Raw genomic sequence first — 22,826 nt, 5'->3', positions numbered from 1 at the left:
GATTTCCTATGTTAAAAGGTATTCTCGTTTCGCTTTTCGCCTCTTTTTTATTTGGTTATATGTATTATTTTTCCACCTTGCTTAAACCCTTAAGCGGTACGGATATTTTCGGTTATCGAATTATTTTCACGTTTCCCTTTGTGGTGCTGGCTGTATTGATGTTCAAACAAAAGAATGCCCTGATCGAACGTTTAAAACACCTTCAAAAACGACCGCACTTTGCCTTTTCCTATCTTTTTTGTGGCGCATTAATGGGCGTTCAAATGTGGCTATTTTTATGGGCGCCGAATAATGGGAGTTCGCTGAGTGTCTCTTTTGGCTATTTATTGTTACCCATCGTGATGGTGGCAGCCGGACGGTTAATTTTTAAAGAACGGATTTCCACTTTTAAGTTTATCGCAGTGTTAATTGCCGCGCTTGGTGTGATTTCAAATATTGTAATTAAAGGCGGGCTATCTTGGGAAGCCGTTGTGATTTGTATCGGCTATACTTCCTATTTTTCGATCCGAAAAGCGTTAAAAAATACCGATCTTGCCTCCTTCTGCCTTGAGATGTTGAGTTTAATCCCGATTAGTGTTTATTTTGCCTTACAAACAGATTTTGCGGTGGTGGAACAAAGCAATCCGAATATCTGGGCGTTATTGGTGTTGCTTGGGTTGATTAGCGGCACAGCGTTGATTGCTTATGTGATTGCCAGCAATATGTTGCCGATGAATTTACTCGGACTATTGGGCTATGTGGAAACCATTATGATGGTGTTTGTTTCCTTCTTTATTGGCGAAAAAATTGAGGCGGAAAGCTATCCGCTTTTTATTTGTTTAGTATTGGCGATGAGCCTTGTGATTATTGATGGCGTGTATAAACAGCACGCAAAGGGATCTTTATAATGTCTTTTAAAGAAATTACCCCACAACAAGCGTGGGAAATGGCGCAACAGGGCGCCATACTTGCCGATGTGCGTGATGCACAGCGTTATACCTACTCACACCCAAAGGGTGCTTTTCATTTAACCAATCAAACCTTTTTACAATTTGAAGAATTGGTGGATTTTGATACCCCTATTATTATCAGTTGCTATCACGGCATTAGTAGCCGCAACGTTGCCACATTTTTAGCGGAACAAGGCTATGAAAATGTTTATAGCGTAATAGGTGGATTTGATGGCTGGATGAGGGCAGAATTGCCGATTGATGCGATCTATTAAAAGTAAAACACATTTTGTATCTTTCATACAATGTTGCAAAATAGCCAAAACTTGAGATATACCTTAGAAAAATGATTGTATTTAATAATATTTCCTTAAAACGCGGGCAAACCGAATTACTTGAGAATGCAACGGCAACCATTAATCCGAAACAAAAAGTGGGATTGGTGGGGAAAAACGGTTGTGGCAAATCTTCTTTGTTTGCTTTATTGAAAAAAGAACTTCAGCCGGAGGGCGGTGAGGTTTCTTATCCGTCAAATTGGGCGGTATCATGGGTGAATCAGGAAACGCCGGCATTAGAAATATCCGCATTGGATTATGTGATTCAAGGGGATCGTGAATATTGCCGTTTGCAGGCGGAATTGAAGCAAGCGAATGAACGCAATGATGGCAATGCGATTGCCCGTATTCACGACAGGCTAGATGCGATTAATGCTTGGACAATTCAATCCCGAGCGGAAACGCTGTTGCACGGTTTAGGATTTACACAGGCGGAAACGCAGCATACTGTCAAGTCGTTCTCGGGTGGTTGGCGGATGCGGTTGAATTTAGCACAGGCGTTGCTTTGTCCGTCAGATTTGTTATTGCTTGATGAACCCACTAACCATTTAGATTTGGATGCGGTGATTTGGCTTGAACGTTGGTTGGTTAATTATCAAGGCACGTTAGTGCTGATTTCTCACGACCGAGATTTTCTTGATCCTATCGTGAATAAAATTCTTCATATTGAGCATCAAAAATTGAACGAATACACGGGGGATTATTCCTCTTTTGAAGTGCAACGTGCCACCAAACTTGCTCAACAAGCGGCAATGTATCGTCAGCAGCAACAAAAAATTGCCCATTTACAAAGCTATATCGATCGCTTTAGAGCCAAAGCGACCAAAGCAAAACAGGCGCAAAGTCGAGTGAAAGCCCTAGAACGAATGGAATTAATTGCACCGGCCTATGCGGATAATCCTTTCACTTTTGCTTTTCGCCCGCCTGTTTCCTTGCCGAATCCTTTGGTGATGATTGAACAAGCGAGCGCTGGCTACGGCAGCGGGGAAAGTGCGGTTGAAATTTTGACTAAAATTAAACTTAATCTTGTGCCGGGTTCTCGCATTGGGTTACTTGGTCAAAATGGGGCGGGAAAATCCACTTTGATTAAACTTTTGGCACAAGAACTGACCGCACTTTCCGGTACGGTACAGCTTGCCAAAGGTGTGCAATTAGGTTATTTCGCCCAACATCAGCTTGATACGCTCCGTGCGGAAGAATCTGCTTTGTGGCATATACAAAAACTCGCACCGGAGCAGACGGAGCAACAAGTACGGGATTACCTCGGTAGTTTTGCGTTTCAGGGTGATAAGGTGAATCAGCCTGTTTCCTCTTTTTCCGGTGGCGAAAAAGCGCGGTTGGTTTTAGCATTGATTGTGTGGCAACGCCCGAATTTACTGTTACTGGATGAACCGACCAACCATTTGGATCTTGATATGCGTCAAGCCTTGACAGAAGCCTTGGTGGATTATGAGGGCTCATTAGTGGTGGTGTCGCACGACCGTCATTTGTTACGCAATACGGTGGAAGAATTTTACTTAGTCCATGATAAACAAGTCGAACCTTTTAAAGGCGATTTAGAGGATTACCAAAAATGGCTGATGGAACAAAATAGCCAATCTTCTACAAAATCAGCAGAAGAAAATACTGCGTCAGAAACTGCTCATTCCAATCAAAGTCGCAAAGAACAAAAACGTCGAGAAGCCGAATTGCGCCAGCAAACCGCCCCACTTCGTAAAAAAATCACGCAGTTGGAAGAAAGAATGAATATATTGAGCGATCAACTGGCGGAAATTGAAAATAATCTTGCGGATTCTTCGCTTTACAGTGCAGAAAATAAAGAAAAACTGACCGCACTTTTAGCACAACAGGTGGAGACTAAAAAAGTCTTGGAAATCGTCGAGACGGATTGGATGGAGACACAAGAGACATTGGAAGAAATGTTATCGAATGCCTAACTTGAAAAAAATAAAGGTTGCGCATACAATAACCAAGAAAGGGAGCAGATTGCTCCGCTCCCTAGGTTGGGTTGCTACCTTGCGATAGTGGTGTCCGAAGTTAGCAACAGGATAATGATTAAGATTAGGATTAATCTAAAACATTTCACTCAAAATCACCTCCTTAGATCGGTAAGATTTGGGAGGATAGCTAACCCGAGGTCCAGTCGGGAAAGCTATACACCCGACCAACCAGAGTGAATCATATCATAGAAACCGCCTTTTGGCGGTTTTTTTATAACAACCAGGTTTATGTGAGCACGAAATGAATCAATCCCTTTTTCATCATACTAAACAAGAAGAATATTGCCCGAAGTGCGGTTCGATTTTGCAAATGAAACAAGGCAAAAAAGGGTTGTTTTTGGGTTGTAGTGCTTATCCGCAATGCGATTATTTACGTCCTCTACATCGAGTGGAACATAAAGTATTGAAAACCCTTGATGAACCCTGTCCGCAATGTGGCGATTTGTTACAGTTGAAACAGGGGGCATTTGGGATGTTTATCGGTTGCAGTAATTATCCGCAATGTGATTTTGTCGTACACGAAGAACAAAAAATCGAGGAGAAAATCCCTTGCCCTGAATGTCGGAAAGGACATTTGGTGACACGTCGTGGACGACAAGGCAAAACATTTTACGGTTGCGACAACTTTCCCCGTTGTAAATTTTCTTTGCCGACACGACCCTATGAAATGCCTTGCCCGCAATGCAATTTTCCTCTTGCTTTATTAAAAAGTGAAAATGAAGAAGGGCAACAAATGCAATGTGCCAATAAAACTTGCCGCCATATTTTTGAGATTTCGAAATGACGTTACAACAAATTATCGCCTGTTTATTACAAGATCAAGTTGTCGCCTACCCTACTGAAGCCGTGTTTGGTTTGGGCTGTAATCCGCTTAGCGAAAGTGCGGTCAAAAAATTACTCAATTTAAAGCAACGTCCTGTGGAAAAAGGGCTAATTTTGATTGCGCCGAGTTTGACATTTTTACAGCCCTTTATTGATCTTTCAGAGGTGACGGAAACACAAATGGCAAGGTTGACTGCCCGTTATGATCGCCCGATCACTTGGGTTGTGCCGGCAAAACAGGATATTTCGCTCTTCCTTACCGGAAAATTTAACACAATTGCGGTGCGTTTAAGCGATCATTTGGCGGTAAAAGCCTTATGCGAGGCAACAGGTTTTGCATTGACTTCAACGAGTGCGAATTTAACAGGGCAGTCCCCCTGCCGCACAGCCACAGAAGTGCGGTCGCAATTTGGTGAGGATTTTCCCGTATTGGATTTGGCAGTGGGAAAAGCCAAAAATCCGTCGGAAATTCGTGATTTGATGACTAACCAATTGTTTAGACAAGGATAAGATATGGATTACTATGCGGTGTGGGGTAACCCCATTTCACAAAGTTTATCGCCGTTGATTCAAGGCAAATTTGCGGCACAAACCCAACAAGCGATGAGCTATGAGGCAAAATTAGGGGATCTTGATACCTTTGAGCAACAGCTTGCCACATTTTTCTTGCAGGGAGCAAAAGGCTGTAATGTGACCGCACCTTTTAAAACCCGAGCCTATCAACTTGCCGATGAACACAGTGAACGGGCGACACTTGCACAGGCTTGTAATACGATGAAAAAATTAGCGGACGGTCGGCTTTATGCGGATAATACGGACGGCATTGGGCTTGTGACGGATTTGGAACGTTTAAATTGGATTAAACCGAATCAGCGTATTTTGATTTTAGGAGCTGGCGGTGCAACTCAAGGTGTATTACTCCCCTTATTGCAAGCCCAACAAAATATTGTGTTAGCCAACCGCACTTTGGCGAAAGCTGAAGCCTTGGCGGAGACATTTCTGCCTTATGGTGAGATTCAAGCGGTGGCGATGGATAAGATTCCTCGTCAATCTTATAATTTGATTATTAATGCCACTTCTGCGGGTTTAAGCGGAAGTACTGCCCCTGTTTCGGCGGATATCCTTAAATTGGGACACGCCTTTTATGATATGCAATACGCCAAAGGATCAGATACGCCGTTTGTTGTATTTTGTAAAAGTTTAGGTTTGACGAATATCAGTGATGGATTGGGGATGTTGGTAGCGCAAGCCGCACATTCATTTCATTTATGGCGGGACGTGATGCCAGATTTTTTGAAGGTTTATAGCGAAGTCACAAAGGAGATTCAATGGCAAGATGTTCGTGGGTGGGGGATTTACCGATTTATATAGCTTATCACGACAATGAATGGGGTAAGCCTGAATTTGATAGCCAAAAATTATTTGAGAAAATCTGTTTAGAAGGGCAACAAGCTGGATTGTCGTGGATTACCGTATTAAAAAAGCGTGAAGCCTATCGTGAGGCATTTCATCAATTTGATCCTAAAAAAGTGGCAAAAATGACCGCACTTGATATTGATGTCTGTATGAAAAATGAGGGATTGATTCGTCACCGTGCGAAATTGGAGGCCATTGTCAAAAATGCCAAGGCTTATTTGGCGATGGAAAAGTGCGGTGAAAATTTTAGTGATTTTATTTGGTCTTTCGTCAATCATCAGCCTATCGTGAATGATGTGCCGGATTTATCTGTTGTAACGGCAAGAACAGATCTATCCAAAGCCATGTCAAAAGCCTTGAAAAAACGTGGATTTGTGTTTGTGGGGGAAACCACTTGCTATGCCTTTATGCAATCAATGGGATTAATTAATGACCATATAAATGATTGTTGTTGTAAATGATCTTCCAGTATAATCGCCCAGATTTTCTTGTTAAAAAGAATGAAATTATGAATAAAAAATATACTTTAATTTTCCTTTCTATTTTGACCGCACTTTATAGCCAAACGACTTTGGCGGATTTACGTGCTCAATGCCTGGTGGGCGTGCCAAGGTTTTCCGGTGAAGAGGTATCGGGTAATCCGAATGATTTACCCGTTTATATTGAAGCAGACGAGGCAGAAATTAACCAGCCGACAAGTGCAATTTATAAAGGTAAGGCAGATCTCAAGCAGGGGAATCGTCATTTGATTGCTGATTCTGTGGAGGTGAAGCAACTCGGTGAAGGGACGGCATTGCAACGTTTTGCTTATGTGCGTGGTGGATTTGATTATAAAGATAATCAAATCAATATGTTGGGGAAAAATGCGGATTTTAATTTAGATTCAAAAGACGGTCATGTGACGGAAGCCGATTATCAGTTGGTCGGCCGTCAAGGTCGAGGTAAAGCACAAGAGATTGAATTGCGCAATAATACCCGTGTAATGAAAAATGCCACCTTTACCTCCTGTTTGCCGAATGATAATGCCTGGGCGGTGGATGCTTCTGAGATCACCCAATATATAAAGGAAGAATATGCGGAAATGTGGCATGCACGCTTTAAAGTGCTGGGTGTACCGGTATTTTATACGCCATATTTGCAACTCCCTATTGGTGATCGTCGCCGTTCCGGTTTATTAATGCCAAGTGCCGGAAGTTCGAGCCGTGACGGTTATTGGTATTCCCAACCAATTTATTGGAATATCGCACCAAATTACGATGCGACCATGACGCCAAAATATATGTCTCATCGTGGTTGGCAATTAAACGGTGAATTTCGTTATTTAACAGCGGTTGGGGAAGGTAAAATTGCCGGTGAGTATTTAGGGCGTGATCGATATGATGAATACTATGGCGAGAATCGTAAACGCCATTTATTTTATTGGAATCACAGCTCATCTTTCCTTGAAAATTGGCGTTTAAATGTGGATTACACGCGTGTTAGCGATAAACGCTATTTCACTGATTTTACCTCGGATTATGGTAACAGTACGGATGGTTATGCCAACCAATATGCCCGTATCGCCTACTATCAACCAAACTATAACTTCGCCATTTCTGCACGGCAATTCCAAATTTTTGATGAAGTAGATATCGGACCATATCGTGCAATTCCACAAATTGATTTGAATTATTATAAAAATGATTTAGCGAATGGTTGGCTAGACTTCAAATTATTCTCACAAGCGGTACGTTTTGATAATGACAGTAGCTTGATGCCAACGGCTTGGCGTTTTCATCTTGAGCCAAGCTTGGCCACGGCAATGTCGAATAAATATGGTAGCCTGAATATTGAAACCAAACTTTATGCGACCCATTACCAACAGAAAAAAGGAAAAGGGGTAAGCGCAGAAGAGGTGGAAAGTCGGGTTAATCGAGTCATTCCGCAAATTAAAGTAGATTTACAAACTGTCTTAGCCCGTGATACGACGTTCTTAAAGGATTACATGCAAACTTTTGAGCCTCGTGTACAGTATTTATACCGTCCATATCGTGACCAAAGTCATATTGGTTCAAGTCGGACTAATGATTATTTAGGGTATGGCTATGATTCCTCGTTGGTTCAGCAAGATTATTATTCTTTGTTCCGTGATCGTCGTTATAGTGGATTAGACCGAATTTCTTCTGCTAACCAAGTGACGCTAGGGGGAACGACCCGTTTTTATGATCGTCATTCAATGGAGCGTTTTAATTTCTCTGCCGGACAGACTTACTACTTAACGAATTCCCGAATTGACAGTAATCCGGCAAACAGTACGCAACGTTCTTCTTCCTCTTGGACATTAGAGTCAAATTGGAAACTCAATGATTCTTGGAACTGGCATGGAAGTTATCAATATGATACGCAGTTGAATAAAACCTCATTAGCCAATACCAGTGTTGAATATAACCCGATAAAAAATAATTTAATTCAGTTAAATTATCGTTATGCAAGCCAAGCTTATATTGACCAAAATTTAGGGCGTTCCGCCAATGCCTATAATCAAGATATTAAACAGTTAGGTTTGGTCGCTGCTTGGGAAATGACGGATAATTGGGCTGTGGTCGGAAAATATTATCAAGACTTAGCCCTAAAAAAACCGGTAGAACAATATCTTGGCGTACAATATAACAGCTGCTGTTGGGCGGTTGGTGTCGGCGCAAGACGTTATGTGACAAACCGTCAAAATCAAGGGCAAGATGATGTAGTCTATGATCACAGTATTGGTGTGACCTTTGAATTACGTGGCTTAGGCACAAATGATCACCAAAGCGGCATTCAAGAAATGCTCAAAAAAGGGAAATTGCCGTATATTAAGGCGTATAGTTTATAAGTTGGCTATCAGATAGGATACTGAATGAAAAAACAAACAATTTTAACCGCACTTTTGGGCGCGATGATATTAAGTGGATGCGCAACCAAACCAAATGGCGAGCGTAATGATCCGATGGAAGGATTTAACCGCACCATGTGGGATTTTAACTATAACGTGGTGGATCGCTATGTATTAGAACCTGCCGCGAAAGGTTGGCGTGACTATGTGCCGACACCTGTCACCAAAGGGCTGACCAATGTGGCAAATAATTTAGACGAGCCGGTGAGTTTTGTGAATCGTATGATTGAAGGTGAACCGAAAAAAGCGTTCGTACATTTTAATCGTTTTTGGATTAATACCGTGTTTGGTATTGGCGGCTTATTTGATTTTGCCAGTGCGAGCAAAGAATTACAGGTTTACGAAAAACGTGGATTTGGTGAGACATTAGGGAGTTATGGGGTTGATGCCGGTGCTTATATGGTGCTTCCGCTTTACAATGCAACCACCCCTCGCCAATTAACCGGTGCGGTGGTAGATGCCGCTTATATGTATCCGTTCTGGGAATGGGTAGCAGGTAACCCGATTTCCTTAGTGAAATATGGTGTGCAAGTGTTGGATACTCGGGCAAAAAATTTGGATAATGCCGAATTGCTAAATCAAGCACAGGATCCGTATGTCACCTTCCGTGAAGCCTATTATCAAAATTTAGACTTTAAGGTGAGTGACGGAAAAGTGAAAGAAAGTTCACAGAAAGAACTTTCTGATGATGTGTTAAAAGAAATTGATTAATAAAAAGTGCGGTTGATTTTACCGCCTTTTTCTCGGTAAACAGTAAGAAAGGAGAACTGACAATGACAAAAATTATTCATACTGAAAAAGCCCCAGCGGCAATAGGACCTTATGTTCAGGCGGTGGATTTAGGGAATTTGGTTTTGACCTCGGGTCAAATTCCGGTGAATCCGGCAACGGGCGAAGTGCCGGCTGATATTGTGGCACAAGCCCGTCAATCGTTAGAAAATGTTAAAGCGATTGTGGAACAAGCCGGCTTAAGCGTGGCGGATATTGTAAAAACCACCGTATTCGTGAAAGATTTAAATGATTTTGCTGTAGTAAATGCGGAGTATGAGCGTTTCTTTAAAGAGAATAATCATCCGACTTTTCCAGCCCGCTCTTGTGTGGAAGTGGCACGTTTACCAAAAGATGTTGGGCTGGAAATTGAAGCCATTGCGGTAAGAAAATAATATAGGGCGCAGTTTTGGATCTTTTTTCGCCAAATGGCTTTACAAGAAAAAGGATTCACTTTATAATCTCGCACCTTTGTTATGGCTTTAGGCTGTAACCTCATTTCTGGTTGGTGCTTGACCTATTCAAGCCCCGTCCAAGACCGTAGGGGAGCAATCTTAATCATCCTACGTAGATGGTGTACAGAATAAGAATTTTTCTTGCTTCTGGGCACCGAAGTCGTCCTAGTCTTAGATTAGGTAAATTAATTCCGAGCAATCGGAGTGTATTCAGGAGCTAAAAGCCAATGGCATTAAATCTTCAAGACAAACAAGCAATTGTTGCTGAAGTAAATGAAGCAGCCAAAGGTGCACTTTCAGCGGTTATCGCGGATTCACGCGGTGTAACTGTTGATAAAATGACTGAATTACGTAAATCAGCTCGTGAAGCTGGTGTAACAATGCGTGTGGTTCGTAATACTTTATTACGCCGTGCGGTTGAAGGCACAGATTACGAATGCTTAAAAGATACGTTTGTAGGTCCAACACTTATCGCGTTCTCTAACGAACACCCGGGCGCAGCGGCTCGTTTGTTCAAAGAGTTTGCTAAAGCAAACGATAAGTTTGAAATTAAAGGTGCAGCCTTTGAAGGTAAGATCCAAGATGTTGAATTCTTAGCAACATTACCAACTTACGAAGAAGCAATTGCACGTTTAATGGGCACAATGAAAGAAGCAGCGGCAGGCAAACTTGCTCGCACTTTTGCAGCATTACGCGACAAATTACAAGAAGCGGCTTAATTGTTAAGCGTTTCTTACTTCATTTAACTTTATTTATTTTAGGAATTGATTGTTATGTCATTAACTAACGAACAAATCATTGAAGCGATTGCTTCTAAAACTGTAACTGAAATCGTTGAATTAATCGCAGCGATGGAAGAAAAATTCGGCGTTTCAGCAGCGGCAGCAGTAGCAGCAGCACCGGCAGGTGGCGCAGCAGCAGCGGCAGAAGAAAAAACTGAATTTGACGTAGTACTTGCTGAAGCTGGTGCAAACAAAGTAGCAGTAATCAAAGCAGTACGTGGTGCAACCGGTTTAGGCTTGAAAGAAGCGAAAGACTTAGTTGAATCTGCACCTGCAGCGTTAAAAGAAGGCATCTCTAAAGAAGAAGCTGAAGCGCTTAAGAAAGAATTAGAAGAAGCCGGTGCAAAAGTAGAAATCAAATAATTTTTGATTCTCTTATGTCCTGTTTCTCAGGCTTAATGGCTGGTGGTTTACCATCAGCCATTTTGTGCTATCAAAATAGGCACAAAAAACAGATAACTATTTTCCGTTTAATCTTATCTGTTTCCACTTAAATTAATCATAGACATTTTAATTTGAGTAGCCCACTACAGAAGTAAGGTTCAGAGTGCGGTTTCTGAAAACGGTGTCCATACTTTGGTATAAGTAAAAATTCGGTCAAAACTGACCGCACTTTTTCTTATATCAGCTCAGTCTCACTAAAATTGATAGAGGAAAACCAACCAATGGGTCTCTCCTATTCTGAGAAAAAACGAATTCGTAAAGACTTCGGCAAACGTCCGCAAGTTTTAAATGTACCTTATTTATTAACCATCCAATTAGATTCGTTTGATAAATTTATTCAAAAAGATCCTGAAGGTCAGCAAGGTTTAGAAGCTGCTTTCCGTTCAGTTTTTCCCATTGTTAGCAACAATGGTTATACCGAATTACAATATGTTGACTACCGTTTAGAAGAACCGGAATTTGATGTACGTGAGTGCCAAATCCGTGGTTCGACTTATGCTGCAGGTTTACGTGTTAAATTACGTCTTGTAAGTTACGATAAAGAGTCATCTTCACGCGCAATTAAAGATATTAAAGAAAATGAAGTGTATATGGGGGAAATCCCATTAATGACGGATAACGGTACTTTTGTCATCAACGGTACCGAGCGTGTTATCGTTTCACAATTACACCGCAGCCCGGGCGTGTTTTTTGATTCTGATAAAGGTAAAACCCATTCATCAGGTAAGGTGCTTTATAACGCACGTATTATTCCTTATCGTGGTTCTTGGTTGGATTTTGAATTTGATCCGAAAGATAATCTTTATGCACGTATTGACCGTCGTCGTAAGTTACCGGCAACCATTATTCTTCGCGCATTAGGTTACAACACCGAAGAAATCTTAAATTTATTCTTTGATAAAGTCACGTTTGAAATCGCCGATAATCAATTATTAATGACTCTTGTGCCGGAACGTTTACGTGGTGAAACGGCTTCCTTTGATATTGAAGCGAACGGTAAAGTCTATGTAGAGCGTGGTCGTCGTATTACTGCCCGTCATATTAAAGCATTAGAAAAAGATAATGTGACACAAGTTGTAGTGCCTACTGAGTACATTGTAGGTAAAGTGGCGGCAAAAGATTATGTGGATTTAGAATCCGGTGAAATTATTTGTTCGGCAAATGGTGAAATTTCTTTAGAAGTTTTAGCCAAGTTAGCACAAGCCGGTTATCACATCATTGAGACATTGTTTACCAATGATTTAGATTACGGTCCTTATATTTCAGAGACTTTACGTGTTGATCCGACTTACGATAAAGTGAGTGCTTTATACGAAATTTATCGTATGATGCGTCCGGGTGAACCGCCAACACCTGAATCTTCCGAAGCGTTATTCAATAACTTATTCTTTTCTGCGGAACGTTATGACCTATCCGCAGTAGGCCGTATGAAATTTAACCGTTCTTTAGGTATTCCTGAAGGCGTGGGCAGTGGTATTTTAAGCTATGAAGATATTATTGCTGTTATGCGTAAGCTCATTGAGATCCGTAACGGGCGTGGTGAAGTGGATGATATTGACCACTTAGGTAACCGCCGTATCCGTTCTGTGGGAGAAATGGCTGAAAACCAATTCCGTATTGGTTTGGTACGTGTAGAAAGAGCGGTCAAAGAACGCTTATCTTTAGGTGATTTAGATGCGATTACACCACAAGATTTAATTAACCCAAAACCAATTTCTGCGGCAGTGAAAGAATTCTTTGGTTCTTCACAACTTTCACAATTTATGGATCAAAACAATCCATTATCGGAAGTGACTCATAAACGTCGTATTTCTGCCTTAGGCCCGGGTGGTTTAACCCGTGAACGTGCCGGCTTTGAAGTGCGTGACGTCCATAACACTCACTATGGTCGTTTATGTCCAATCGAAACGCCTGAAGGTCCGAACATTGGTTTGATCAACTCTCTTTCCGCCTTTGCCCGTACCAATGATTACGGTTTCTTAGAAACCCCATATCGTAAAGTCATTGATGGTCAAGTGACGGAAGAAATTGAATATTTATCTGCTATTGATGAAGCAAATTATATTATCGCTCAGGCAAACTCAAATCTAGACGAGAACAATCGCTTTACTGATGCCTTTGTTACCGCACGTGGTGAGCGTGGCGAGTCCGGTTTATATAAACCGGAAGACATCCACTATATGGACGTTTCAACACAGCAAGTGGTATCTGTGGCGGCGGCATTGATTCCATTCCTTGAGCATGATGATGCGAACCGTGCATTGATGGGCGCAAACATGCAACGTCAGGCAGTTCCGACATTACGTGCAGATAAGCCATTGGTGGGAACAGGCATGGAAAAACCAATTGCCCTTGATTCCGGTGTAGCGGTTGTCGCAAAACGTGGTGGTACGGTTCAATATGTGGATGCGTCACGTATCGTGATTAAAGTGAATGAGGATGAAACTATTGCAGGTGAAGCGGGGATTGATATTTATAACTTAATTAAATACACCCGTTCCAACCAAAATACCTGTATTAACCAAATTCCTTGTGTGAATTTAGGCGATCCGATTAATCGTGGTGAAGTCTTAGCTGATGGCCCTTCAACGGATTTAGGGGAATTGGCATTAGGTCAAAATATTCGCGTGGCGTTTATGCCATGGAATGGTTATAACTTTGAAGACTCTATGCTCGTGTCTGAGCGTGTGGTTCAACAAGATCGCTTTACCACGATTCATATTCAAGAGCTTTCTTGTGTGGCTCGTGATACCAAACTTGGTTCAGAAGAAATCACCGCAGATATTCCAAATGTGGGTGAATCGGCGTTAAGCAAATTGGATGAATCCGGTATCGTTTATGTGGGCGCAGAAGTGAAAGGTGGCGATATCCTAGTTGGTAAAGTGACGCCTAAAGGTGAAACCCAATTGACACCGGAAGAAAAATTGTTACGTGCAATTTTTGGTGAAAAAGCCTCTGATGTAAAAGATTCTTCATTGCGTGTACCAAACAGCGTAAGCGGTACGGTTATTGACGTACAAGTCTTCACTCGTGATGGTGTGGAAAAAGACAAACGTGCGTTAGAAATTGAAGAAATGCAATTAAAACAAGCGAAAAAAGACCTTTCTGATGAATTAGAAATCTTAGAGGCGGGTTTATTCGCACGTGTTCGTAATCTTCTTATCGCCGGTGGTTTCGATACGGCACAGTTAGACAAATTAGATCGGACTAAATGGTTAGAACAAACCATTGCCGATGAAGATAAACAAAATCAGTTAGAACAGCTTGCCGAGCAATACGAAGAGCTTCGTAAAGAGTTTGAACTCAAACTTGAAGTGAAACGTAAGAAAATTATCAAAGGTGATGATCTTGCACCGGGCGTATTGAAAGTGGTTAAAGTTTATCTTGCGGTGAAACGTCAAATCCAACCGGGTGATAAAATGGCCGGTCGTCACGGTAACAAAGGGGTTATCTCAAAAATTAACCCTGTTGAGGATATGCCGTACGATGAAAACGGTCAACCGGTTGAAATCGTATTGAACCCGCTGGGCGTACCATCCCGTATGAATATCGGTCAGATCCTTGAAACTCACTTAGGTTTAGCGGCGAAAGGTATTGGTGATCAAATCAATGCGATGCTTAAACAAAAACAAGAAGTGGAAAAATTACGTAGCTATATGCAAAAAGCCTATGACTTAGGCAATGGTTCACAAAAAGTTGATTTAAGTAGCTTCACCGATGAAGAAGTGCTACGTCTAGCAGATAACTTACGTAAAGGTTTGCCGGTTGCGACTCCTGTGTTCGATGGTGCGGATGAAACGGAAATCAAAGAGTTATTAAAACTCGGTGGTTTACCGACCTCCGGTCAGATCACCTTATACGACGGACGTACCGGCGAGAAATTTGAGCGTCCGGTAACTGTGGGTTATATGTATATGCTCAAATTGAACCACTTGGTTGACGACAAAATGCACGCTCGTTCAACAGGTTCTTATAGCCTCGTCACACAGCAACCATTAGGTGGTAAAGCACAATTCGGGGGACAACGTTTCGGTGAGATGGAGGTATGGGCGCTTGAAGCATACGGCGCAGCTTACACGCTACAAGAAATGTTAACCGTGAAATCTGATGATGTGAATGGTCGTACGAAGATGTATAAAAACATCGTCAGTGGCAACCAACAAATGGATCCGGGTACACCGGAATCTTTCAACGTAATTATGAAAGAAATCCGTTCACTTGGTTTAAATATCGAGTTAGACGAAGAGTAATGAAAAGTAAGGTGTGTGGATGGTAAAAATCTACACACCCTACAAAAGAAATCGCCGAAGTGCGGTCAAAATTCTCGGTAATTTTTAACCGCACTTTAAACCTTTAACTCCGACAGGAGAACATTTGTGAAAGACTTAGTTAAGTTTTTAAAAGCACAGTCAAAAACCAGTGAAGATTTTGATGTGATTAAAATTGGGTTAGCCTCACCGGATATGATCCGTTCTTGGTCATTTGGTGAAGTGAAAAAACCTGAAACCATTAACTACCGTACGTTCAAACCTGAACGTGATGGTCTTTTCTGTGCGCGTATCTTCGGGCCGGTAAAAGATTATGAATGTTTATGTGGTAAATATAAACGTTTAAAACACCGTGGTGTGATTTGTGAAAAATGTGGCGTTGAAGTGACGCAAACCAAAGTTCGTCGTGAACGTATGGGACATATTGAATTAGCCTCACCGGTGGCACACATTTGGTTCTTAAAATCCCTTCCGTCCCGTATCGGTTTATTACTTGATATGCCGTTGCGTGATATTGAGCGTGTCCTTTATTTTGAAATGTATATTGTGACCGAACCAGGGATGACGGATTTAGAACGTGGTCAATTATTAACGGAAGAACAATACCTTGATGCAGAAGATCGTTGGCAAGATGAATTTGAAGCCAAAATGGGGGCGGAAGCAATCCAAGATCTGTTAAAAGGTATGGATCTTGACGTGGAATGTGAAAAATTACGTGAAGAGTTACAAGAAACCAATTCTGAAACCAAACGTAAGAAAATCACCAAGCGCTTAAAATTATTAGAAGCCTTTATTCAATCCGGCAATAAACCGGAATGGATGGTGATGACGGTATTACCGGTACTTCCACCGGATTTACGTCCGTTAGTGCCACTTGATGGTGGTCGTTTTGCCACCTCTGATTTGAATGATTTATACCGTCGTGTGATCAACCGTAACAATCGTTTAAAACGTTTATTAGATTTAATTGCGCCGGATATTATCGTACGCAACGAAAAACGGATGTTACAAGAATCGGTCGATGCCTTATTAGATAACGGTCGCCGTGGTCGTGCGATTACTGGTTCTAACCGTCGTCCGTTAAAATCCCTTGCGGATATGATTAAAGGTAAACAAGGTCGTTTTCGTCAAAACTTATTGGGTAAACGTGTTGACTACTCCGGTCGTTCTGTAATTACCGTAGGGCCATACTTGCACCTACATCAATGCGGTTTACCGAAGAAAATGGCGTTGGAATTATTCCGTCCGTTTATCTATGCGAAATTAGAAAGCCGTGGTTATGCGACAACGATTAAAGCGGCGAAGAAAATGGTTGAACGTGAAGATGCCATCGTTTGGGATATCCTTGCGGAAGTCATTCGTGAACACCCGATTCTATTGAACCGTGCGCCAACCCTTCACCGTTTGGGTATTCAAGCATTTGAGCCAATCTTAATTGAAGGTAAAGCGATTCAATTACACCCGCTCGTTTGTGCGGCGTTTAACGCGGACTTCGATGGTGACCAAATGGCGGTTCATGTACCATTAACTCTTGAAGCACAATTAGAAGCCCGTGCATTGATGATGTCAACCAACAACGTGCTTTCTCCGGCGAATGGTGAGCCGATTATCGTGCCATCGCAAGACGTGGTGTTGGGGCTTTATTATATGACCCGTGAAAAAGTCAACGGTAAAGGCGAAGGCATGTTATTGCAAGACCCACGTGAGGCTGAAAAGGCTTATCGTACCGGTCAGGCTGAATTACATTCTCGTGTAAGAGTGCGTATTACCGAATATGTGAAAAATGAAGCGGGTGAGTTTGAAACGAAAACGACACTGACCGATACCACGATTGGTCGTGCTATTTTATGGATGATCGCACCGAAAGGTATGCCATATTCATTATTCAATCAAACATTAGGTAAAAAAGCGATTTCAAAATTAATTAATGAAGCTTATCGCCGTTTAGGTTTGAAAGAATCCGTGATGTTTGCCGACCAAATTATGTACACCGGTTTTGCTTATGCGGCTCGTTCCGGCTCATCAGTGGGTATTGATGATATGGTAATTCCTGAGAAGAAATATGAAATTATTTCTGCAGCGGAAGAGGAAGTGGCGGAAATTCAGGAACAGTTCCAATCAGGTCTTGTGACGGCAGGTGAACGTTACAATAAAGTGATCGATATTTGGGCTGCGGCAAATGAACGCGTAGCCAAAGCGATGATGGAAAACCTGTCTCAAGAAGAAGTGATTAACCGTGAAGGTAAACCGGAAAAACAAGTTTCTTTCAACAGCATCTTTATGATGGCAGATTCCGGTGCTCGTGGTTCTGCAGCACAGATTCGTCAGCTAGCTGGGATGCGTGGTTTGATGGCGCGTCCGGACGGTTCGATCATTGAAACGCCAATCACTGCAAACTTCCGTGAAGGCTTGAACGTTCTTCAGTACTTTATTTCAACTCACGGTGCGCGTAAAGGTTTGGCGGATACCGCATTGAAAACAGCGAACTCCGGTTATTTGACCCGTCGTTTAGTTGATGTGGCACAAGACTTGGTGATTGTAGAAGACGACTGTGGTACCCATGAAGGCTTGGTGATGACTCCATTAATTGAAGGGGGCGATGAAAAAGTGCCACTTCGTGAGTTAGTATTAGGTCGTGTGGCTGCGGAAGATATTTATAAACCGGGTACGGAAGAGGTCTTAATTACTCGTAATACATTATTAGATGAAAAACTCTGTGATGTATTAGATGAAAACTCCGTGGACAGCGTGAAAGTACGCTCTGTGGTAACCTGTGATACCGATTATGGTGTGTGTGCAAAATGTTATGGTCGTGACTTAGCACGTGGTCACCTAATTAACCAAGGTGAGGCTGTAGGTGTTATTGCTGCACAATCTATCGGTGAACCGGGAACACAGTTAACCATGCGTACGTTCCATATCGGTGGTGCGGCGTCAGCAGCAGCGAAAGAGTCTAGCGTACAGGTGAAAAACACCGGTACATTGCATTTGATTAATGCAAAATTCGTCACAAATGATGAAGGTAAATTAGTCTTAACCTCCCGTAATACTGAATTAACCGTGACTGATGCATTTGGTCGTACCAAAGAACACTATAAAGTGCCTTATGGTGCCGTATTAAATAAAGGCGATGGTCAAGATGTCGAGGCAGGTGAAACAGTCGCAAACTGGGATCCACATACCATGCCTGTTGTGTCTGAAGTGGCAGGTTTCGTGAAATTCGTGGATATTGTGGATGGTTTAACTGTCACACGCCAAACCGATGAACTGACCGGATTATCTTCAGTTGTTGTACAAGATGTGGGTGAACGTGCAACCGCAGGTAAAGATTTACGCCCAACCATTAAATTGGTGGATGCAAATGGTGATGATATCTTCTTACCTGAAACCGATGTGATCGCACAATATTTCTTACCGGGTAAAGCAATCGTAAGTTTAGACGATGGTGCCGCGGTGAAAGTGGGTGAACCATTAGCCCGTATTCCGCAAGAATCGGTGGGAACCAAAGATATTACCGGTGGTCTTCCACGCGTTGCAGACTTGTTTGAAGCCCGTAAACCGAAAGAGCCGGCAATTTTGGCGGAGATTTCAGGTATTGTATCCTTCGGTAAAGAAACCAAAGGTAAACGCCGCTTACTGATTACGCCGGCAGAAGGTGAAGTATACGAAGAAATGATCCCAAAATGGCGTCAGCTCAACGTATTTGAAGGTGAGATGGTACAACGTGGTGATGTGATTTCTGATGGTGCAGAAACACCACATGATATTTTACGTTTACGTGGCGTACGTGCCGTAACCGAATATATCGTCAATGAAGTGCAAGATGTTTACCGCTTACAAGGGGTAAAAATTAACGATAAACACATTGAAGTCATTGTTCGCCAAATGTTGCGTAAAGCGGTGATTACTAACGCTTACGACTCTGAATTCCTTGAAGGAGAACAAGTTGAAGTGGCACGTGTGAAAATCGTAAACCGTAAACGTGAAGCGGAAGGCAAACCGGCGGTTGAATTTGAGCGCGAATTGTTGGGTATTACCAAAGCATCTCTTGCAACGGAATCCTTCATTTCTGCAGCATCGTTCCAAGAAACTACACGTGTTCTTACCGAAGCAGCAGTAGCAGGTAAACGTGATGAGTTACGTGGGTTGAAAGAAAACGTAATCGTTGGTCGCTTAATTCCAGCAGGTACTGGTTTCGCCTATCACCAAAACCGCATTAAAAACCGCCAAAAAGCAGCGGAATTAGCGGTGGAGGCAATAGAACAACCAATTTCTGCTTTCGCAAGTGACGCGGATATCGAAGCCGAATTTGAGTTCGTCGCTGATGATGCTACGCAAAACCTTGCCGCATTATTAAATTCCGAAATGGAAGATTAATATTGCGAAACTCATAAATAAAGAAAGCCCCGAAAGGGGCTTTTTTGTTCGCATTTACTAGGTTTAGGAGTATCTAAAGTGCGGTCATTTTTACAAAATTTTAGGACTTTTTAGAAATAGGTTAGAACTTTTTAGAATTATTTCTATTTTTTATCCTATGCTAAACTTTTCTCAAGTTTTTTATCGTGAGGAGCTTTGTAATGAAAACCATAAGATCTTTCCCTTTACCCTCCGCCTATTTTGCTATTCCCCTTGGCTTAGCTGCGTTATCTCTAGCATGGTGGCATTTGACAAATTTCTTCCCTTGGGTGCAAACTGTCAGTGATACGATAGGTGCTACGGCGATTATTGTGTGGTTAATTTTTATTGCTATGTATGGGTATAAACTTCGTTATTATTTCCACGAAGTGAAAGAAGAATATCGCTGCCCTATTCGTTTTTCTTTTATTGCCCTTATCCCAATTACGATAATGTTGGTTGGCGATATTATTTATCGCTGGAATCCTGTAATAGCGGAAGTGATGATTTGGTTAGGGACAATTGGGCAATTGCTATTTTCCTCCATAAGAATCGGCGAGCTTTGGAAAGGCAGTGTTTTTGAGCAAAAATCAACACGCCCACCTTTTTATTTACCCTCTGTCGCCGCGAACTTCACCAGTGCAAGTTCACTTGCTTTATTAGGCTATCATGATCTTGGCTATTTATTTTTCGGTGCGGGTTTCATCGCATGGATAATGTTTGAACCGGTACTACTCCAGCATTTACGCATTTCTTCCTTAGAACCCCCTTTCCGTGCCACCATGGGCATTATTCTTGCTCCCGCATTTGTCGGTGCATCGGCGTATTTAGCGGTAAATCAAGGCGAAGTGGATACTTTCGCCAAAATCCTATGGGGCTATGGCTTTTTGCAAATGTTCTTTCTATTGAGAATTCTCCCTTGGATTATCGAAAAAGGCTTAAACATCGGTTTATGGGCTTTCTCATTCGGCTTAGCCTCCATGGCAAATAGTGCGGTTGCGTTTTACCACAATCAGGTATTATCTGGCATAGCAATGTTTGCCTTTATTTTTTCAAATTTGATGATTGGAGCACTTGTGTTGATGACGTTGTGGAAGTTGGTGAAGGGGGAGTTTTGGTTGAAAAAGTAAGATTTTATTTATCTCTTACTATTCCAAATTAGATTCTTGGAGTACTATTAAATTTTTGATATGAAAGATTAATATTGTAAGAACCTCCCAAGGTAGAGACTGACTAAAGAATATTTGGTTTGTTACTATTAATCCTATAGCAATTTATTATAAATGTGTATATTATATCAATAATATGAATTATTAATTGCTAGATAAGGATAGTTATGATAGCTGGATTATTTATTACCTATTTCAAAACTTACTCTAAAATTAATTTTGTACCTTTATCTGATGGGCATAATTTATGTGGTATTTTAGGAAAAAATGGTATAGGAAAAAGTTCTATTTTAGAGGCTCTAGACTATTTTTTTAATCGTGACAAAGAATGGAATCTTCATCTTAATGCAAAGAAAAAAGGTGTTACATCTAAACGAGATGGTGCTGCGAATCCTTATATATTACCTATTTTCATAATAGATAAGGATGAGGCAATTAGAGCAGATTTATTAAGTGTTCTAGTTGAATTGGATAGGTTATTTAGATGTATTAAAAAGGAAGATATTAATGGAATGGGAAATAACGCTAAGAGTACATTTCTATCCTTAAAAGATTCTATTTGTAGTAAAGATATTTACTCTTCAAAGTTAATTATTCCTATTGGCATTAATTATGATAATATAGCTATATGTCCTATTATTGATTCAATAAAAAGCGATATTATAACAACTGACGCTTTAGAGTCAGTTATTAAGTATATTAGAGATTTATATGACTATGTGTATATCCCTAAGGATATTGATACTGAACAATTTATGAAATTAGAAACAAAACAGGTTCAGATGTTAATGGGTGAATCTCTAGAAGATATTTTAAAAAGTAAAATTACGGAGACAACAATTAGAGAAATAAATGGAAACTTAGACAAATTTATCTCAGACTTAGAAAATGAACTGAATGGATATGTATATAAGACTATACAGCATAGGCAATCTAAAGTAAAACGATCAGATATTTATAAGTTAATAATAGATACATATTTTAATGTAAGAAAGTTACATAAGAAAATAAAAGATGATCAGACTATACCAATGTCAGAGATGAGTTCAGGAGAGAAACAGAAAGCTATTATAGATGTTGCTCATAGTCTCCTAAAAAATCATAGAGTTGATGGGAAAAATTTAATATTAGGAATTGATGAGCCTGAGGCCTCTTTGCATATATCAGCTTGTTTTGATCAATTTAACTCGTTATTTGATATTGGTAATGACTGTAGGCAAGTCTTATTCACATCTCATTGGTATGGATATTTGCCAATTCTAAATAATGGAAATACTTGTATCATTTCAAAGCTAGATGGCACCCATAGATTTGATTTAATTAATACCAGCAATTATCAAGAACAAATGTCTCAACAAAAAGAAGAGTCTAGAGGAAAATTGCCATATGATATTCAGTTAAAAAGCACAACAGATTTTGTTCAATCAATTTTAATTAATGTTTTCTCTGATAGCCCATATAATTGGATAATATGTGAAGGTAGTTCAGAAAAGATTTATTTTGAAAAATATTTTGAAGATGAAATTAACTTAAATAAGTTGAGGATTGTTCCGGTTGGCGGAGCTAAGAAAATTAAAAAAGTATATTCTAATATTTTAATTCCTTACAATGAAATGAAAGATAGTGTAGGAAAGAATATTAATAGAGGAAAAATTTTATTGCTATCTGATACTGATAGATCTCTAGTTAGTTATAAAGTTGAGGGAGATGATTTCTTTAAATGTCAACGTATTGTAAATGATCCTAAAACTAAAGAAACTCTAATGGTGAATATTCATGAAAACCCTATTTCTCCTGAAACAGAAATTGAAGATTGCTTAAATGGAAGATTATTTGTTGAAGTTTTAAAATATTTTAGGGATGATTTCCCTATAATCGATTTTATTGATGATAAAAAAATTTATCTTGAATCACCATCAGTATTTAGTTTAGATTTAAGGCATAGTGAGCAAGATAAATTAAAAAATTTTTTTGATCATGATAATGGGAAAGTGAAATTACAATTTGCTAAGAAATATGTGGAGCTTTTATCTAATTCTTATGATATTCCAAAATGGATTCGAGATATTAAGCAATGGATAAATTCTTAATTTTTTATTATATAAGAAATGGCCGATATACCTCGGCCATTT

16 protein-coding genes are annotated in these 22,826 nt (G+C 40.6%); all 16 read left to right on the top strand.

All coding sequences use genetic code 11. The annotated features are described in order from the left end of the window. Window positions 1-8 precede the first annotated feature (8 nt). The 16 genes from rarD (at window position 9) to BKK54_RS02575 (ending at window position 22,784) form a co-directional block, all read left to right on the top strand. A complete protein-coding gene (rarD, locus tag BKK54_RS02650; protein WP_077541261.1) occupies window positions 9-887 on the top strand; it encodes an EamA family transporter RarD in 879 nt (292 codons plus the stop codon). After that, window positions 887-1,204, top strand: a complete 318-nt coding sequence (glpE, locus tag BKK54_RS02645; RefSeq protein ID WP_077541259.1) for a thiosulfate sulfurtransferase GlpE — start codon at window positions 887-889, stop codon at window positions 1,202-1,204. Before rarD ends, glpE begins: the two co-directional genes overlap by 1 nt. A gap of 71 nt (window positions 1,205-1,275) precedes the next feature. After that, complete coding sequence (locus BKK54_RS02640; protein ID WP_077541257.1) at window positions 1,276-3,201, top strand: ABC transporter ATP-binding protein; 1,926 nt, start codon at window positions 1,276-1,278, stop codon at window positions 3,199-3,201. Window positions 3,202-3,505: 304 nt separating this feature from the next. Further along, the gene (locus BKK54_RS02635) at window positions 3,506-4,048 is read left to right on the top strand and encodes a DNA topoisomerase family protein (RefSeq protein WP_077541255.1); all 543 of its coding nucleotides are present in this window, start codon (window positions 3,506-3,508) and stop codon (window positions 4,046-4,048) included. Continuing rightward, on the top strand, window positions 4,045-4,596 hold the full coding sequence (locus BKK54_RS02630) for a Sua5/YciO/YrdC/YwlC family protein (protein ID WP_077541253.1): 552 nt from the start codon (window positions 4,045-4,047) through the stop codon (window positions 4,594-4,596). The genes BKK54_RS02635 and BKK54_RS02630 overlap by 4 nt, the downstream gene beginning before the upstream one ends. Window positions 4,597-4,599: 3 nt before the next feature. Further along, window positions 4,600-5,457: a shikimate dehydrogenase gene (gene aroE, locus BKK54_RS02625; protein WP_077541251.1), complete on the top strand. Its 858-nt coding sequence runs from the start codon at window positions 4,600-4,602 to the stop codon at window positions 5,455-5,457. After that, window positions 5,415-5,963 (top strand): DNA-3-methyladenine glycosylase I, encoded by a 549-nt coding sequence (locus BKK54_RS02620; RefSeq protein ID WP_077541249.1) that lies wholly within the window; start codon window positions 5,415-5,417, stop codon window positions 5,961-5,963. The genes aroE and BKK54_RS02620 overlap by 43 nt, the downstream gene beginning before the upstream one ends. A gap of 47 nt (window positions 5,964-6,010) precedes the next feature. Beyond that, window positions 6,011-8,353, top strand: coding sequence for an LPS assembly protein LptD (lptD, locus tag BKK54_RS02615; protein WP_077541247.1), 2,343 nt, complete (start codon window positions 6,011-6,013; stop codon window positions 8,351-8,353). 24 nt (window positions 8,354-8,377) lie between these two features. Continuing rightward, the gene (locus BKK54_RS02610) at window positions 8,378-9,124 is read left to right on the top strand and encodes an MlaA family lipoprotein (protein WP_077541245.1); all 747 of its coding nucleotides are present in this window, start codon (window positions 8,378-8,380) and stop codon (window positions 9,122-9,124) included. Window positions 9,125-9,186: 62 nt separating this feature from the next. After that, window positions 9,187-9,576, top strand: coding sequence for a RidA family protein (locus BKK54_RS02605; RefSeq protein ID WP_077541243.1), 390 nt, complete (start codon window positions 9,187-9,189; stop codon window positions 9,574-9,576). Window positions 9,577-9,863: 287 nt separating this feature from the next. Next, a complete protein-coding gene (gene rplJ, locus BKK54_RS02600) occupies window positions 9,864-10,355 on the top strand; it encodes a 50S ribosomal protein L10 (protein WP_077414192.1) in 492 nt (163 codons plus the stop codon). 54 nt (window positions 10,356-10,409) lie between these two features. Continuing rightward, window positions 10,410-10,781, top strand: coding sequence for a 50S ribosomal protein L7/L12 (gene rplL, locus BKK54_RS02595; protein WP_077414190.1), 372 nt, complete (start codon window positions 10,410-10,412; stop codon window positions 10,779-10,781). Between the two features lie 302 nt (window positions 10,782-11,083). Beyond that, entirely contained in the window at window positions 11,084-15,112 is a 4,029-nt protein-coding gene (gene rpoB, locus BKK54_RS02590) for a DNA-directed RNA polymerase subunit beta (protein WP_077541241.1), read from the top strand. A 126-nt stretch (window positions 15,113-15,238) separates the two neighbouring features. Then, complete coding sequence (gene rpoC / locus BKK54_RS02585) at window positions 15,239-19,507, top strand: DNA-directed RNA polymerase subunit beta' (RefSeq protein ID WP_077541239.1); 4,269 nt, start codon at window positions 15,239-15,241, stop codon at window positions 19,505-19,507. Between the two features lie 200 nt (window positions 19,508-19,707). Then, window positions 19,708-20,655 carry a dicarboxylate transporter/tellurite-resistance protein TehA gene (gene tehA, locus BKK54_RS02580; RefSeq protein WP_077541237.1) on the top strand — a complete coding sequence of 316 codons (948 nt, stop codon included), beginning with the start codon at window positions 19,708-19,710 and terminating at the stop codon, window positions 20,653-20,655. Between the two features lie 206 nt (window positions 20,656-20,861). Then, entirely contained in the window at window positions 20,862-22,784 is a 1,923-nt protein-coding gene (locus BKK54_RS02575; RefSeq protein ID WP_077541235.1) for an AAA family ATPase, read from the top strand. The last annotated feature ends 42 nt before the right edge of the window (window positions 22,785-22,826 follow it).

It is taken from the genome of Rodentibacter genomosp. 1, from assembly GCF_001999285.1.
Lineage (GTDB): Bacteria > Pseudomonadota > Gammaproteobacteria > Enterobacterales > Pasteurellaceae > Rodentibacter.
Note: the sequence above shows the minus strand (reverse complement) of the source record. Positions and strands in the feature narration are given on the sequence as shown.